Origin of the sequence: Campylobacter concisus, from assembly GCF_902460845.1 — a bacterium.
Taxonomy (GTDB): Bacteria; Campylobacterota; Campylobacteria; order Campylobacterales; family Campylobacteraceae; genus Campylobacter_A; species Campylobacter_A concisus_X.
In genome coordinates, this window is sequence record NZ_CABPVS010000005.1 from 250,316 (window position 1) to 264,763 (window position 14,448).

The 14,448-nt window shown below is 33.9% G+C and carries 18 protein-coding genes; 12 read left to right on the plus strand and 6 right to left on the minus strand.

What is annotated here, in order from left to right; all coding sequences use genetic code 11:
* Nucleotide 1: 1 nt before the first annotated feature.
* Genes gmhA through gmhB form a run of 4 tightly spaced genes read right to left on the minus strand, consistent with a single transcriptional unit; the run spans nucleotide 2 to nucleotide 3,458 of the window.
* Nucleotides 2-571, minus strand: coding sequence for a D-sedoheptulose 7-phosphate isomerase (gene gmhA / locus F3H00_RS08270; RefSeq protein ID WP_148798472.1), 570 nt, complete (start codon nucleotides 569-571; stop codon nucleotides 2-4).
* Nucleotides 546-1,964, minus strand: a complete 1,419-nt coding sequence (rfaE1, locus tag F3H00_RS08275) for a D-glycero-beta-D-manno-heptose-7-phosphate kinase (protein ID WP_148798470.1) — start codon at nucleotides 1,962-1,964, stop codon at nucleotides 546-548. The genes gmhA and rfaE1 overlap by 26 nt, the downstream gene beginning before the upstream one ends.
* A complete protein-coding gene (gene rfaD / locus F3H00_RS08280) occupies nucleotides 1,957-2,946 on the minus strand; it encodes an ADP-glyceromanno-heptose 6-epimerase (protein ID WP_148798468.1) in 990 nt (329 codons plus the stop codon). The genes rfaE1 and rfaD overlap by 8 nt, the downstream gene beginning before the upstream one ends.
* Nucleotides 2,943-3,458, minus strand: coding sequence for a D-glycero-beta-D-manno-heptose 1,7-bisphosphate 7-phosphatase (gene gmhB, locus F3H00_RS08285; protein WP_107784928.1), 516 nt, complete (start codon nucleotides 3,456-3,458; stop codon nucleotides 2,943-2,945). The genes rfaD and gmhB overlap by 4 nt, the downstream gene beginning before the upstream one ends.
* Nucleotides 3,459-3,549: 91 nt before the next feature.
* On the opposite strand from gmhB, the gene F3H00_RS08290 reads away from it, so the two are divergent.
* The 3 genes from F3H00_RS08290 (at nucleotide 3,550) to F3H00_RS08300 (ending at nucleotide 5,074) form a co-directional block, all read left to right on the plus strand.
* Complete coding sequence (locus tag F3H00_RS08290) at nucleotides 3,550-3,852, plus strand: c-type cytochrome (RefSeq protein ID WP_107784929.1); 303 nt, start codon at nucleotides 3,550-3,552, stop codon at nucleotides 3,850-3,852.
* 696 nt (nucleotides 3,853-4,548) lie between these two features.
* Entirely contained in the window at nucleotides 4,549-4,788 is a 240-nt protein-coding gene (locus tag F3H00_RS08295; protein ID WP_072594132.1) for a hypothetical protein, read from the plus strand.
* Nucleotides 4,789-4,870: 82 nt separating this feature from the next.
* A complete protein-coding gene (locus F3H00_RS08300) occupies nucleotides 4,871-5,074 on the plus strand; it encodes a helix-turn-helix domain-containing transcriptional regulator (protein WP_148821916.1) in 204 nt (67 codons plus the stop codon).
* Nucleotides 5,075-5,081: 7 nt separating this feature from the next.
* Here the strand turns inward: F3H00_RS08300 and F3H00_RS08305 are convergent, their stop codons facing one another.
* Both F3H00_RS08305 and F3H00_RS08310 read right to left on the minus strand, forming a co-directional pair.
* Nucleotides 5,082-5,525, minus strand: coding sequence for a hypothetical protein (locus F3H00_RS08305; protein ID WP_107770436.1), 444 nt, complete (start codon nucleotides 5,523-5,525; stop codon nucleotides 5,082-5,084).
* Nucleotides 5,522-5,773: a DUF1828 domain-containing protein gene (locus F3H00_RS08310; RefSeq protein WP_085657447.1), complete on the minus strand. Its 252-nt coding sequence runs from the start codon at nucleotides 5,771-5,773 to the stop codon at nucleotides 5,522-5,524. The genes F3H00_RS08305 and F3H00_RS08310 overlap by 4 nt, the downstream gene beginning before the upstream one ends.
* 228 nt (nucleotides 5,774-6,001) lie before the next feature.
* On the opposite strand from F3H00_RS08310, the gene F3H00_RS08315 reads away from it, so the two are divergent.
* From F3H00_RS08315 to F3H00_RS08355, 9 genes are all read left to right on the plus strand, one after another.
* Nucleotides 6,002-6,379 carry a hypothetical protein gene (locus F3H00_RS08315; RefSeq protein WP_103577280.1) on the plus strand — a complete coding sequence of 126 codons (378 nt, stop codon included), beginning with the start codon at nucleotides 6,002-6,004 and terminating at the stop codon, nucleotides 6,377-6,379.
* A 95-nt stretch (nucleotides 6,380-6,474) separates the two neighbouring features.
* Nucleotides 6,475-6,696: a hypothetical protein gene (locus F3H00_RS08320; protein WP_149703806.1), complete on the plus strand. Its 222-nt coding sequence runs from the start codon at nucleotides 6,475-6,477 to the stop codon at nucleotides 6,694-6,696.
* Between the two features lie 523 nt (nucleotides 6,697-7,219).
* Nucleotides 7,220-8,638, plus strand: coding sequence for a hypothetical protein (locus tag F3H00_RS08325; RefSeq protein WP_149703807.1), 1,419 nt, complete (start codon nucleotides 7,220-7,222; stop codon nucleotides 8,636-8,638).
* Nucleotides 8,639-8,641: 3 nt separating this feature from the next.
* The gene (locus F3H00_RS08330) at nucleotides 8,642-9,058 is read left to right on the plus strand and encodes a hypothetical protein (RefSeq protein WP_187422166.1); all 417 of its coding nucleotides are present in this window, start codon (nucleotides 8,642-8,644) and stop codon (nucleotides 9,056-9,058) included.
* A gap of 2 nt (nucleotides 9,059-9,060) precedes the next feature.
* Nucleotides 9,061-10,200 carry a zonular occludens toxin domain-containing protein gene (locus F3H00_RS08335; RefSeq protein WP_148822320.1) on the plus strand — a complete coding sequence of 380 codons (1,140 nt, stop codon included), beginning with the start codon at nucleotides 9,061-9,063 and terminating at the stop codon, nucleotides 10,198-10,200.
* Nucleotides 10,151-11,293, plus strand: a complete 1,143-nt coding sequence (locus F3H00_RS08340) for a type II secretion system protein GspD (protein ID WP_054196520.1) — start codon at nucleotides 10,151-10,153, stop codon at nucleotides 11,291-11,293. The genes F3H00_RS08335 and F3H00_RS08340 overlap by 50 nt, the downstream gene beginning before the upstream one ends.
* Nucleotides 11,294-11,522: 229 nt before the next feature.
* Nucleotides 11,523-12,863 (plus strand): rolling circle replication-associated protein, encoded by a 1,341-nt coding sequence (locus tag F3H00_RS08345; RefSeq protein WP_148822321.1) that lies wholly within the window; start codon nucleotides 11,523-11,525, stop codon nucleotides 12,861-12,863.
* A gap of 13 nt (nucleotides 12,864-12,876) precedes the next feature.
* Nucleotides 12,877-13,497 carry a DNA cytosine methyltransferase gene (locus tag F3H00_RS08350; protein ID WP_187422167.1) on the plus strand — a complete coding sequence of 207 codons (621 nt, stop codon included), beginning with the start codon at nucleotides 12,877-12,879 and terminating at the stop codon, nucleotides 13,495-13,497.
* The gene (locus F3H00_RS08355) at nucleotides 13,484-14,356 is read left to right on the plus strand and encodes a tyrosine-type recombinase/integrase (RefSeq protein ID WP_148822323.1); all 873 of its coding nucleotides are present in this window, start codon (nucleotides 13,484-13,486) and stop codon (nucleotides 14,354-14,356) included. Before F3H00_RS08350 ends, F3H00_RS08355 begins: the two co-directional genes overlap by 14 nt.
* Nucleotides 14,357-14,448 lie beyond the last annotated feature (92 nt).

Below are 14,448 nucleotides of genomic sequence, written 5' to 3' on the forward strand. Positions count from 1 at the left end.
TTTAACCCCTAAAAGCCTCATCTACGGCCTGGCAGATCGTGTGAATGAAAAATATGTGCGACTCCTGTATCCTTGCAGTGTCGCTTGAGCTAACGACCAAATTTAGATCGCAGCACTCATTCATAGCGCCACCTCCTTTGCCGCTAAGTCCAAGCACTGATGCGCCCATTTTTTTAGCACTTTTTATCGCTTCAAGGACGTTTTTGCTGTTGCCACTAGTTGAGATCGCCACGAGCAAGTCGCCTGGCTGAGCCAAAGCCTCAAACTGGCGTGAAAAAACATAGTCAAAGCCATAGTCGTTGCCAATGGCCGTAAGCGCCGAAGTATCAGTAGTTAGCGCGATGCCTGGGAGCGCTTGACGCTCACTTTTATATCTGCCAGTTAGCTCGGCTGCAAAGTGCTGAGCATCCGCCGCAGAGCCACCGTTACCACATATCAGCACCTTTTTGCCATTTTTTAGCGTATCAGCCACCATCTGACAAGCACGCTCCAAGCTATCAAGTAAATTTACGTGCTTGCTAAAGGTATTTTGGTGAGCCTCGAGCTCATTTTTTATCATTGTTTTTAGCATCTTTTATCCTTTTTATTATCCCTGTTGTGCTTTTGCCCTCGACAAAGTCAATGAGCCTAACCTCTTTTACGATCTCGCTGCCAACGACCTCTTTGCCATTATAATCAGCCCCCTTTACAAGCACGTCAGGCTTTATCTTTGCTATCAAATTTAAAGGAGTATCCTCGTCAAAAATCACGACATAGTCGACAAATCCAAGCCCGCTTAACACGCAGGCTCTATCATCTTGCGAATTTATAGGACGCTCATCGCCTTTTAGCCTCTTAACTGAAGCGTCCGAGTTTAGCCCAACGACCAAAAGATCGCCAAGCTCCCTTGCGCGCGCTAGGTATTTTACGTGTCCAGCGTGCAAGATATCAAAGCAGCCATTTGTGAAAACAACCTTTTTCTTATCCTTTTGGCTCAAAATTTCTTCTAACTCCTCAACGCTTTTAAGCTTGTGCTCGAAATTTGCCCCAAATGAGCTATTTAGTAGCTGCTCGATCTCGCTAAAGCTAGCCGTTGCACTACCTATCTTTGCTACGACGACGGCTGCAGCGAGGTTTGCTATCTTTATCGCCTCTTTTATATCAGCTCCATTTGCCAGCATATAGCCAAGTGTGGCAAGCACCGTATCTCCAGCGCCAGTGACGTCAAAGACCTCTTTTGCCTTGGCAGCAAAAATGTGTAGCTTGTCGTCATATAGCGCGATGCCCTCTTCTGAGATCGTGATAATCGAATAGGTCAAATTTAGCTCGTCTTTTAGCTGTTTTATCGCCTTTTCAAGCTCGGCCTTGTCTTTTATCTTTAAATTTGTAGCCTCGCTCGCCTCTTTTTTATTTGGAGTTAGAAGGGTTGCGTTTTTATATTTTGAGTAGTCGCTGCCTTTTGGGTCGATAAGTACTGGGATATTTAGCCTCACGCACTCGTTTATGATCTCTTGGCAGACCTTCTCACTAAGCACGCCTTTGCCGTAGTCGCTTAGTAAGACAGCCTTAAAATTTGCAAGATTTTCTTTTACTTTTAAGACGAGCTCATTTTCTAAATTTATCTTAACAACGCTCTCTTTATCGATCCTGACAACTTGCTGGTGCGATGCCATAATACGGCTTTTTATTGAGCTTTCACGCCCTTTTTCGGTGAGTATGAGCTCATCTTTTACGTTTAGCTCAGTAAGCCTCTCTTTTATCTTTTTGCCAGCCTCATCATCTCCCAAAACGCTAGCCACGCTCACGTTTGCGCCAAGTGAGAGCAAATTTCTCACCACGTTGCCAGCGCCACCAAGCGTGTAGGTTTCGTTATTTATCTTTACCACCTGCACTGGCGCTTCAGGCGAGATACGGTCGCAGCTACCCCAGATATAGTGGTCCAGCATAAGATCGCCGACGACTAAAATTTTAACTCTCTTAGCCATTTAGCTCTTCCTTATGAATTCTCTTTATCTCTGGCAAATAGTCTTTTATCGCCTCTTCCAAGCTCCAAGTAGCGCTAAAGCCAAATGCCTCTCGAGCTGGGGCTACGTCGGCCTCTGTGTGAAACTGATATGAGCCAATAAATGGGTTTTTGATATATTCGTTACCTAAATTTACACCGATCTCACGCTGCAAGATGTCAGCGATATCTTGAAAGCTTCTAGCCTTGCCAGTAGCTGCGTTATAGACACCACTTGGCGCATCAAGTGCTTTTATGTTTGCGTCAATGATATCTTTTATGTAAACAAAGTCACGTTTGATCTGGTCGCTGCCCTCAAAGAGTCTTGGGGTCTTGCCAGCTAAAATTTGCAAGCCAAACTGAAGCACCATCGAGGCAGTTTTGTTTTTGAAAAACTCGCCCTTGCCAAAGACATTAAAATACCTCAGTCCAACCACGCTCACGCCGCGCTTTGCGTAAATTTTATTGATATTATCCATGCTTAGCTTGCTAAAACCATAAACGTTATTTGGCGCTTCGCACTCACCAACGGTTTGTGGGCTCTTTGCGTTGCCATAAGTGGCACCTGAGCTAGCGTAAATCATCTTTGCCCCCAAACTCTCGCAGATATCGAGCAAATTTACAAAGGCATTTACATTTGTTTTTATTAGCTCGTCTTGCTCTTTTACAGTCGTATCTGAGATCGCTGCCTCGTGGTAGATGACGTCTGGGCGAAAGCTCTTTATCTTTTCAAGCGTGCTAGAATCGTTGATGTCGCCGGCGTAAATTTCGCCCCTAAAGCCTAGTAAATTTTTAAAATGGCCAAAGCTTTTTAGGTTGCCGTTGCTAAATGTCTCGTCGTTTCTAAATTTATCCACGACAAGCACGTGAGCGTCTTTGTAATTTTCATCAAAATAATGCGCCAAGGCTGAGCCGATAAAGCCAGCACCGCCAGTTATAACTATTTTTTTTCCATTTAAATTCATAGTGATTTTTCCTTTTTTAGCTTATTTAAAACATCTCTTACATTTTTAAAATTTATGCCATTAAGTAAGAAATTTCTGCCCACACCTGCTCTTTTGCCAGCCTCGACGTCGCTTGGCTTATCGCCTATCATGAGCGAGTTTTCAAGGTCGATGTTAAACTCATCTTTTGCATCAAGTATCATTTTTGGATTTGGCTTTCTGCAAGCGCAATCCGCCTCTGGGGCATGTGGGCAAAAGTAGACTTTGGTGATAAAAATTTGCTCTTTTTTGAAAATTTCAAGCATAAATTTATTTAGAGTATCAAACTGCTCCTGCGTATAGTAGCCTCTTCCGATACCTGATTGATTTGTCACGATAAAGAGTTTATAGCCAGCCCCAGCAAATTCTCTTAACGCATCAAAAATGCCATCGATAAATTTAAAGTCTTTTATCTCGTAAACATATCCAGCATCTTCGTTTATTACGCCGTCTCGATCCAGAAAAAGTGCTTTAATAGGCTCATTTTTATTCATTTGGTGATTATAGCCAAAATATTTTAACTAGCTTCTTGCGAATTTACCTTTTTGTACTATAATGCACAAACTTTTTTACAAAGGATGAAAAATGAAAAAATTACTAATTGTTTCTAGCGTTGCAGCTCTACTTTCAACTGCTGCCTTTGCTGCAGATGGTGCTGCTATCTACAAAAAATGCATCGCCTGTCATGGTGCAAAAGCTGAAAAAATATTTAATAATAAAGTTCCAGCTTTAACATCTCTTGATGCAGCAGCTATCGAAGAGGCACTAAAGGGTTATAAAACAGGAGCAAATAAATTTGGTCTTGGCGCTATGATGAAACCAATCGCTACTCCAATGAGCGACGAAGATGCAAAAGCAGTAGCTGAATACATCCAAACTTTAAAATAATAATTAGGGGCATTCGCCCCTCCTGCATTTTTAAATTTATACTAATAATCCATAAAACATATAGTAGATGGGAATTTCTCTTTTTATATTTAAAAGTTATGAAACCTATTTTTACTAATCTTTCTTTTTACATATTAAAACAAAACTATTCCAGTCTTCAAAGCCATAAAGCAACGCTTAGAAATAGCTAAGAGCGTAAGTAAAATAGAGGCTCGTAAACTCTTTACCGAAACAAAAGACGACCAAGTGCTTCGTATGGCTTACTACTGGGTATCTCAAGGGGCTTATGACAACTGCAAAGACCTACCCTTAAACAAGTGCCCTATAACTCATCTAAACCACGATACAGCAAATCGTATATGGTGGTCTGTAAGAAACCATTGTAGGATATAAGGGAGAAAACAACACTCACGGACTATACGTATTACGCCATACAGTGGCTTCTAGGTTAGTGAGTTTGAAGGGATTTATGCACATAAACTGATGGCTTTTATGGGTTACTCAGATATTAAAAGTAGCTTACATTACATACATCTAAATGTAGATGATATACGTGATGGTGTGGGAGTTGGCGTTTAGTTTTTAAATGATAAAGATATGAGGCATTTGGTTGCGGAGGACGGATTTGAACCGCCGACCTTCGGGTTATGAGCGTTAAGGACTTATTTTATGTTATAATGTTTGCAAAGGATAGTTATGGAAAATAAGAATTTATGGGAGTTTTTAAAAATTAAACTCGATTTCTTAAAGCCTTTTCTTACCACGCTTTTACTTTTAGATGCTGGTTTAATAGGTTTTATCTTTCTTAATTTTGATAAAAATGGGTTTATTTTAAATTTTTGCTCTACCATTGCAATCTTTTTGGTAAGTATTTTATTTTGTTATCTTTTAAAAGCATGTTTAGACGTATTAAAAGAAATGAAAGGATTATTATAATGTCAATATTTGGTTTATTCTTAATAGTTGTTTTTGCTGTTTTAGTAACTTGGGCTGGTGTAAAAATATCTAAGGTTTGATCTTGAAAGAAGAATTTACAAAATTTAATCTAGAAGACTATTTAACAACCGATAAACTTAGAAAAGAATATTTAAATCAAGTTTTGGTTTATGGCGATATCGAAGAATTTAAAAGGGCTTTGTTTTATATAGCAAAGTCAAAACCTAGATTTGAAAGCATATTTAAGGTTGTAAATGCTCTTGATATTAAACTTGTTTATGCTTAAAAAATAACTACTTATTTTTCATTATTATTTCTATTTTCTTTTTCTGTTGTATTGGCTGTGGTTTTGGTTTTTCTAAGTATCTGCATAAAACTATATTATCATTCGTTTGATACATCTTTGCCAGGTAGCAATTATTATTTATCTGATCTATTATTTTAAATCTTTTTTCTGAAAATTTTTGGCTTTTAAATTTGTCGCTTCTACTATATGTGATTATCGTATCATTTAATCCGCTTTCCCAAAGATAACTTGAAAAATTTTCATTTTCCACATATAAACTTCCGTCAAATTTAAAATCTACTATAACGTCGTTTCTCATTTTTCCCATTAATAAAATTTTGTTTTTTTCCGGTGTAGTTATTTGCCATTTTCCTAATATATTTGGCTGCCTAAATGTATCGAGTGCATTTAAATTTATTAGTGTAAGTATCAGTATTATTAATTTTTTCATTTATCTATCTCTTTTTTTAAAATTCTTGTTTTTATGTCTGAAATGTAGTATTGAATTTCTTGCTGTGATAGTTTTTCTAATAGTTCGATTAGCTCTTTATATGTAACATTTACGTATAAGTTTTCTTTATCTTCCTTTAAATTTAATCCATTTTCTATAACTTCAAATAATTCTTTTCTATTTTTTCGCCAGTTGTATATTGTTTTTTCGGCTATTTTTAGTTTTTTCGCGATTTCTGCATTTGTCATTTTTTTACCTGTAAAATTTACATATTTAAGCATTATTTAATTTTATATTATGTAATATTTACCTGTTGAAAATATGTAAATCTTACATATGTTTCGATTTTATCGAAATAATGTAAATTTTGCCCTGAATATGGCATTAAACTATTTTAGCCCCGTTTGGACGAAACACCTTTTCGGGGCTATGTTAAATGGTGTTTCAAAAAAATAAATTAAAAAAAGGTGTTAAAAATGCAAATCGTTAAATCTGAATATGATTTAAAGTATGTTCTTAGGGGTGGTCTTGTTAGAAGTTCGGCTTCTGGTAAGTTTGAAGGTAATGATTACTCTTCTTCTGTTCGTATTTCTTCATCAAATATCTATGACGTTGTTAATGAAAAGACTGGCTTTACCGATGAAGTAGAGCAAAAAGTTGTTTTTAAAATAATCTGCCCAGATAATAATACCGCTGGACTTGTAGCGGCTGCAATAAAAGAAAAATTTAAAAAAGGCGAAGAAATACCGGTTGAAGGTGGCTTCCCTAACGATCAAAGAATAATTACGATCGCTAATCCAGTTGAATACTTCCTATTTGATACAAAGCCTGCAAAAAAACCTGAAAATAAATAAATAAAGGGGTCTATCCCCTTTAACTACTTATTTAAGTCCGTGTTTCCTTAGATAAGTAGTTAAAGGCTACTAAATTTAAACAAAAAGGGTTAGAGATGAAAAAATTTCTTTCTTCTACTAAAGCTAAGGTTCTAGGTGGTGTTGCTGCTGTTGGCGCAATGTCAAGTAATGCTCTTGCAGCTGGTATAACAATGGGTGCAGATGGCACAGTAACTGGCGATCTTAATATTACTCCATTTATGGGCGTAGCTGGTGCGGTTATTGTTGTTTTGGCTACAATTTTTGCTGTTAAAAAAGGTCTTTCTCTTTTAAAATAGCTTGTTCCCCCTTTATTGGGGGCTAATTTTTAAAAAGGTTAAAAGTGTATTTTGATTTTATAGACGTTACGAAATTAGGATTTTTTCTAAATTCTTTCTTTGCTATTGTAATTGTCTTTTTTGCTTGTGTTACTGCCATTACTTCTGCTTTTAGTCTTTTTAAAAATTAGCACATAAATTTTAAAGCTTAAAGCAGAGTGCAAAGCAAAGCTTTAAGCCGACAAACGAAGTGCGTCAGTAATTTTTTGGGGTTTAAATTTATGGATAAAGTCTTTCTTAACTTAACAATAGAGCAATATAACTTCTTGATGTCTATGACTGGGACTTTATGCGGTTTCTTGCTTTGCTTGTTTATTTTCATAATTCTCTCGAGAATTTAAAAAAGGTGTTTAAAATGTTTGATGTTATTGGTGTTCCGTCTTTTGATTACTTCTTTTCTATCTTTATATGGTTTATGGTCTTATCTTTACCGATTTGTGCTGCTTTAACTCTTTTAACAAAAAGATTTTTTTAAGGCTTTGTGATGAAATTTCTAATTAGATTTTTCATTTTCTTATCTATTTTATGCTCTTTTGCTTTTTCTAAAAATTGCGATGGCGATGGCTTATGTTGGGTTATGCGTGATTATAATTTGCCTAGCGCTTTCAAGCCTATCGATGGCAAATTTTTAAAAGGTAATAATTATTATGGTCTTAGATCGCCTGAAACTGGTTATTACTTTATCTATTCTTTTACAATTAGACAAGAAGCTTATTATTTTGCTGGCTCACATAAGCCAGGTTTTTATGTTGGTTTTGGTCATGTTTATATAGGTGGCAATAGTAGAGTTGGTCGCTTTGGCCAGCGTGGTGGTGTTGGTGATTATGAATTTTTTGTTGCTTCTGATTATCCTAAAGACCCAGTGTTTACTTATTATGATTTTATTGTTTTCAATCCCAAAGAAGTTGCAAGATGTAAGCTAAATCAAGAATTTAACACTGATACAATGCAATGCGTCGATTCTTGTCCAGCTGGTCAATTATGGAATGTTCAAACTAATGCTTGTGTAGTTGATTGTACTGATGAAGATAATCATAAATTCTTTACTTCTGATTATACTTGTATAGATTGCTCGAGTGCTTTAACAATAGATGATATTGCAAGGTGTTACTGCGCTGGTATTGGCTCTTCTTATAATCCTGGTTATGCTTGGGATCCTAACAAACCTAATATTGTTCAAGCACATTGCAAAGATGAAAGATTGATTACTTTCAAATTTGATAAAAGTAAAGAAAATTCTAACAAAGACAAGGATAAAGACAAAGAAGACCCAAATAAGGATAAAGACAAGGAAAATCCAAATAAAGACAAAGACAAAGAAGATCCAAACAAAGATAAGAATAAAGACAATTCTACGCCTGGAAATGGCGGCGGTTCTAGCGGTGGCAATAATAACGGCTCGAGTGGCAATAATAACGGCTCTGGTGGCAATAGTGGCGGCACTGGTGGCGGTTCATCTGGTGGTACTGGCGGCGGATCAAGTGGCGGCTCAGGTAGCGGCTCAGGTGGTGGACAAGGAAACGGCAATTCTGAAAACGCCACACCTGGCAATATAGATTATGGCGAGCTTGAAGAAAGAACCGCTGATCTCGCAAATACGTATAAGGAAAATATTAATAATCTTTTTGAGCCTATTGATGGTATTAAAAAAAGCTTAAATGATACTATCTCAAAAATCAAAGATGGAAATTTAATGAGCTTAAAAAAAGGCGGTATTCCTAACACTTGCCCTTTAAATTTTGATATAGATATGTTTTTCTTTAGTAAAAAAGTTGTCTTTGATTTTTGTAGTATTCTTTCGCCGATTGCTTCTTCTCTTTATGTCTTTTTCTTTGTAGCTTTCTTTTTGTTGTTTTTATTTTTAATAGCCAAGCTATTTATTTTTACTTTTATGGGGTGGTAAGATATGCAAGCAATTATAGCTACTATTGTTTTATTCTTTCGCTTTTTTAAATGGGAAAATGCTATTAATTTTGTTTTTAAAGCAATTACATTTTCTAAAATGGTTGTTACTAACGTAATTTTAGGTACTCTTGTTTTATCTTATGCCGCTGCTGTTATTTATATTATTAACTTCATCTATTCTAAATTTAACTATATTATTGATTATGTCAATAATCTTTCAGTAGGCAATGAAAAGATCGTAACGACTGCCTTTTCTATTTTAAAATCTCTTGGTGCTTGGAATGCCTTTTGTGATGTGTTTTCTATATTTTCGCCTATTTTTCTTTCTTTCTTTGTAATTTATGCGACAAAAATTGGCATTACTGTTTTTAGATTTGTTCGTGAAACTCTTGTTACATTTATTTTGGCAAAGCTTTAAAAATGATTACTTATTTAGTTGGCAATCCTGGAAGCGGTAAAACATATTACGCAGTATATATGATTTATCAGACCTTTTTATTTGAGCCAAAGAAAACATTTTTATCTAAATTTGTTAAGCCTAAAGAAAAGCCTAGTTATTTATTTTGCTATACAAATATAAATGAGTTTAAGTTTGAGTTATCCGACAAATTTAAAAAGTTTGATTTTGATAAGTTCTATTTAGGCTTAAGAAATTTATATGCTTTATATAAGACTGGTGCAACCGATAACGAAGTTAATGAAAAAGCCAAAGAGTTAAATTTATATGGTTGCGTATTTGTTCTTGATGAGTGTCATAACTTTTTTAAAGACAAGAAAGACGAAATTTTAGTTTGGTGGCTTACATATCATCGCCATTTATACCAGGATATTTATTTAATTACTCAAGATTTAACCTTAGTCAATAACGAATATAAACGTATAGCAGAAAAATTTTATAGGGCTGTCGATAGCGCAAAAAGATTATTTTCAAAGAAATTTCGTTATGAAGTTTTTGCATCTTATAGGCTTTATAAAAAAGATAGATTAGAGATTATTAATATTCCATATCTTGAAGAAGTATTTAATTTATACCACTCTGGACAAAGTTCAAATAAAAAATCATTTGTAAGATTTTATTTTTTACTAGCTATTGTTGTTTTTATTTTTCTTTTACTTTATTTTTATTTTGTTGTTATGTCTATTTTTAAAAGCGATACTCCAACCGAAAACAATTTATCAAATCAAGATAAAACTTCTTTTTCAAATTCTCAAAAAAATAGTATTTCAGATTTTCCAGATATATTCAAAGACACTTCAAAAAATAACATTAAAAATAGTTCCGATGTGCCAGAAATTTATATATATAACATTACTTGCGTTAATTCATCTTGCCATTTTGACGACGACTATCATTTATACCCATTATCATTACTTAGTTACATATCTTCAATGTATACGCCATTATATTTTTATTACGAGCCAAAATCTCACGAGCTTGTCAAGTACTACTATGTATTTGACAAGCCAGTTTTCCAAAATTTAATTTCAAAAAATAACAAAGGTGTTTCCGATGAAAAGTTTAATCAAGTTCCTAGTTCTTCCGCTGCTGTTTTTAAATAGCTTGTTTGCTGCCGAAATTTATACTGATCTTTTAGATTTCGCACGTCTTACTAGTAGGGCTAATAATATAGCCATTGTAACTGATGAAAGCATACACCAGGGCGAATATTATTTTATCTATGAAGATGAAGTTAAGATCACGATTGCAATGTTTAGAAAAATGCTTGAAGCTAAGAATTTATACCTTTATAAAAAGGATAATTTCTACTACGTAAGCTCTCAAAAATTGCCTGATTATGATCTTAGGCGTATCGAGCTAAAGAATTATGTTTACGATGATGTAAATAAAATTCTTAGCCAGTTTGATTTAAATGCTACTTATTCGACGTCTTCTAATTCGGTTTTCTTTAGGGCTGATGACTATATATTTGATCAGATTAAAGAAGCCATTTCAAAGATTGATAAGAGCCTGGAGCAAGTAACATTTAAACTGACTATCACTGAAACAAATCTAAAAGACATTAAAGATTTAGGCACAAATTTAAAGGGCTTGCTTAAGCCACTTAATCACGGCGATTTAGCTTATTATATTAATCTGATTACTTCCCCTTATATTACTAATTCAAATATTATTAAAAATGATGATCGTGCCTTTTTTGGCATATTAAATTTTCTTGACACAAATGGCATTACAAAAATTATCTCATCGCCAGTATTGACGGCAAAAAATCACACCGAAGTTTATTTTAGTTCCGTTCAAAATATCCCTTATTTAGTTTCAAAAACTGATATATCTAATTTAAATTATCAAAAGACTGATAGTTACGAATATAAAGACATTGGTTTAAAGATAAATTTAAAGCCTATCATTTTATCTGATCACATTGATTTTGACTTACATTTAATACTTGAAGATATTCTCTCTCAAAGTACATCATTAACGCCCATTGTTTCAAAAAAGGAGCTTAAAAGCTCGTATTCTTTAAAGCGTGGCGACGTTCTAGTTCTTAGCGGTATTAATAAAACGACTACTTCTAAGCAACGTAATGGCGTGCCTATCCTCAAAGATATATGGTTTTTAAAGTATCTTTTTTCAGTCGAGCAAGACAGCGAAATAAACTCTGTTCTAACGCTCACAATTCAAATTATTTAATGTTTTAGGGGTGTAGGGGATTTCCCCTACAAAAGGCGAGAAATAAAGCTTATTGGCACATTCTGCTTAATCGAGCCGTGCAGCTAATATGCTTTTTGGGTTTAAAACACCCCTTTCGCCTATATGTGTTTTGGCGTAGCCAAAAAAGGCTGCCATGGGCGGACGAAGTCCGCCACAATGGCTGCCCTTGTCAAATTAATAAAAAACTCTTACGTTTAAGGAAGCGATTATGCGAGCGAGAAATTTATATGGTGTTTCTCCCCTTGACGTTGAGCTTTGCCAAGCAAAGCTTGATAGCCAAAGGGAATATATGCGCTCTTTCTCTTTTGTTAATGTTAATGGCCAGGTTAGAAATTTGCTAGACATTTCAATGTCGGCCAACTTTAGCGATAAATATTACGCCGAAGTGTCTAACCGCGTAAATGTGTTTAGCTCTTTTGCTATTGATTATTTTCAAGTCCCAGTATTTTTAACCATCACTCTTAACGGCTGCTTTAGGGGTGCATTAAATGGCGATTATTCTAAATTTATGCCGATTGATTATAGATATTTGCCTGATGAAGTTAAATATAAGGCTAAAAATTCAGTGCCTTTAAGTATTTCTGATTTAGTAGCCGTTCTTAATCATCAATGGAATTTATTTATTATGCGATATTCAAGAAAATTTAAAAATATTGATAGAAGCTATATAAGGTGCTTTGAGCCACACAAAAAAGACGGCGTGCCACACATTCACGCTTTATTTTACGTCCCAGCTCACACAATAGACTTTATGAAAAGAATTTATACTGATATTTTTTATGCTCCGCAAAACTTAAAAACAAATGCTATCACAAGCGAGCAAAAGAAAAACGGCGAATTAAACGGCTTTCAAACTAGTATTAATAATCCTAGTGGCTATGTTATGAAGTATATCCAAAAGACTTTCATTAACCTAAAAGAAACGCAAGATTTTGACGAGCTTTCAGCCTGGTATGTAAAGCACAAAGTAAGAAGATTTATAAGCTCACGCACTAAAGTGCCATTATGGGTATATAGGAAGATTAATTTTATTAGCACGATGCAAGACTTTTATCACTTAAACGACTTAACAAACGATCATAGAGCAATACTCGAGTGGAATAAAAAAGATGATTACATATATATAAAATTGCCTTTCAACAAAGAAGAGATTATTTATTTAAATGGCAGATTAGAGCATTATATAAGTGGTAGGCTTATGAATTTTTACGATAGATTGAAAATTGATAGCCAAAAAGATGAAAACGCACAAGATGAAATAAAAAGCTTTGGCACTAATTTAAAACAAAGGCAAATTTTAAAGCTTTGCGATGAGCTTTTTAAAAGCGATGAAAAGCCTAAACCAGTAAGCAGAATGAAAGATTACGAGCTAGTCAATTACTATGAGAGCTTGGGCGGTGATGTAAATGCCCAGCATTTAGCTTATGTTGAAAATTTAATGCTTGATAGGGAATTAGATAACTTCACACATTATCATAAAAAGCACGATTTAAATGCTCCTGATATTGATAGCTTTGTAGATAGATTTTTGATTTGTAATGAGTTTTGAAAAGGATAATGTAATGAGAATTTTAAATTTATTTGCTGGCATTGGCGGTAATAGGTTATTATGGAATGATGTATTATCGGATATTGATGTAACTGCTGTTGAGTTTGATCCAGCTATTGCCGATGTTTATAAATTTAGATTTCCCACTGATAAAGTTATTATTTGTGATGCTTTTGATTATGCTGCCAATAACTATGATAAATTTGATTTTATATGGGCTTCTCCACCTTGTCAAACTCATTCAAGGGTTAATTTTTCAAATCAAAATACTATTAATAGTCGTTCTTTGCCTGATTTTAGGCTTTATTCCCTTATAAGTTTTTTAAAAACTTTTTGTAAAAATAAGTTTGTTGTTGAAAACGTTATTCCTTATTATGATCCTTTGATTTCTTATAATGCAAAAATTTCTCGTCATTTATTTTGGTCAAATTTCTATATTTCTGAAAAGTCTTTTCAAAAATCTAGTAAGTTAATTAAAAATTTTGTTATTTCTGATTTTCATGATTTTGATTTAAGTTTATTTAAAAATATAAAAAATAAAAGACAGATTATTAGAAATCAAGTTGATAGTAATTTGGGTAAATACGTTTTAGGCTGCGCATTTGATAAAGGTCTTTTTGATGACACTAAATGAGCTTTTTAATAATTACATTAGCTTTTATGAGCTTATTTTAAGTCCAACTACTCTAAGAAGCGATATAGCTACTTATAATAAGCATTTTAAAAACTCGCTTGGCTTAAGAGAAATAGAAGATATAAATTTTATCGATATACAAAAGTTTTGTAATGATCTTATCAAGCAAGATTACAAGATAAAGACTATTAAGAATATCGTTGCAAAGCTAAAGGTTATTTTCAAGCTAGGTATAAAACTGGAGTTAATAAATAAAAATCCTTGCGATTTTATCGAGCTGCCAAAGTTTGATAATAAAAGGTATTTTGATTACTCGATCGCTATTCAAAAACGCTTTATTAAGGCTATTTGTGAAAATACCGATGCAAGCTCTGATATATTCTTTTTTCTACTTCATGGCAGACGAAAGAATGAAGTATTAAGCCTAAAATTTAGCGATATAAATTTTAAGACCAGGACTTATATGATCCCTTTTAAAATTAATAAGGCCAAAAGAAATATGATTTATAAAATGAGCGATGAACTTTTTAATCGTCTTTATAAAAGATTTTTGATAGCTAAGAAAGAAAATAGGCTAAACGATTATGTCTTTATTAATCCTATGACTAACGATAAATTTAAAGATTTGCGTAAAAGCTGGTCTTCACTTCTTAAACGAAATAATCTTCCTAAAATCAGACTTCACGATATAAGGCATTTAATTGGCACATATTCAATTAATTATTTAAAAATTCCGATCGAGCAAGTATCATTTACTTTAGGGCATACAAACATCACTACAACACAAAAATATATTACTGCAAACGTTAAAAAATCTAAAGAAACTATCGAAAATTTACTAAAATCAATTTCAGAATAATTTAAGCATTTTAAAAAGTGTTTCAAACATCGATAAAATAGGCATTTGGTTGCGGAGGACGGATTTGAACCGCCGACCTTCGGGTTATGAGC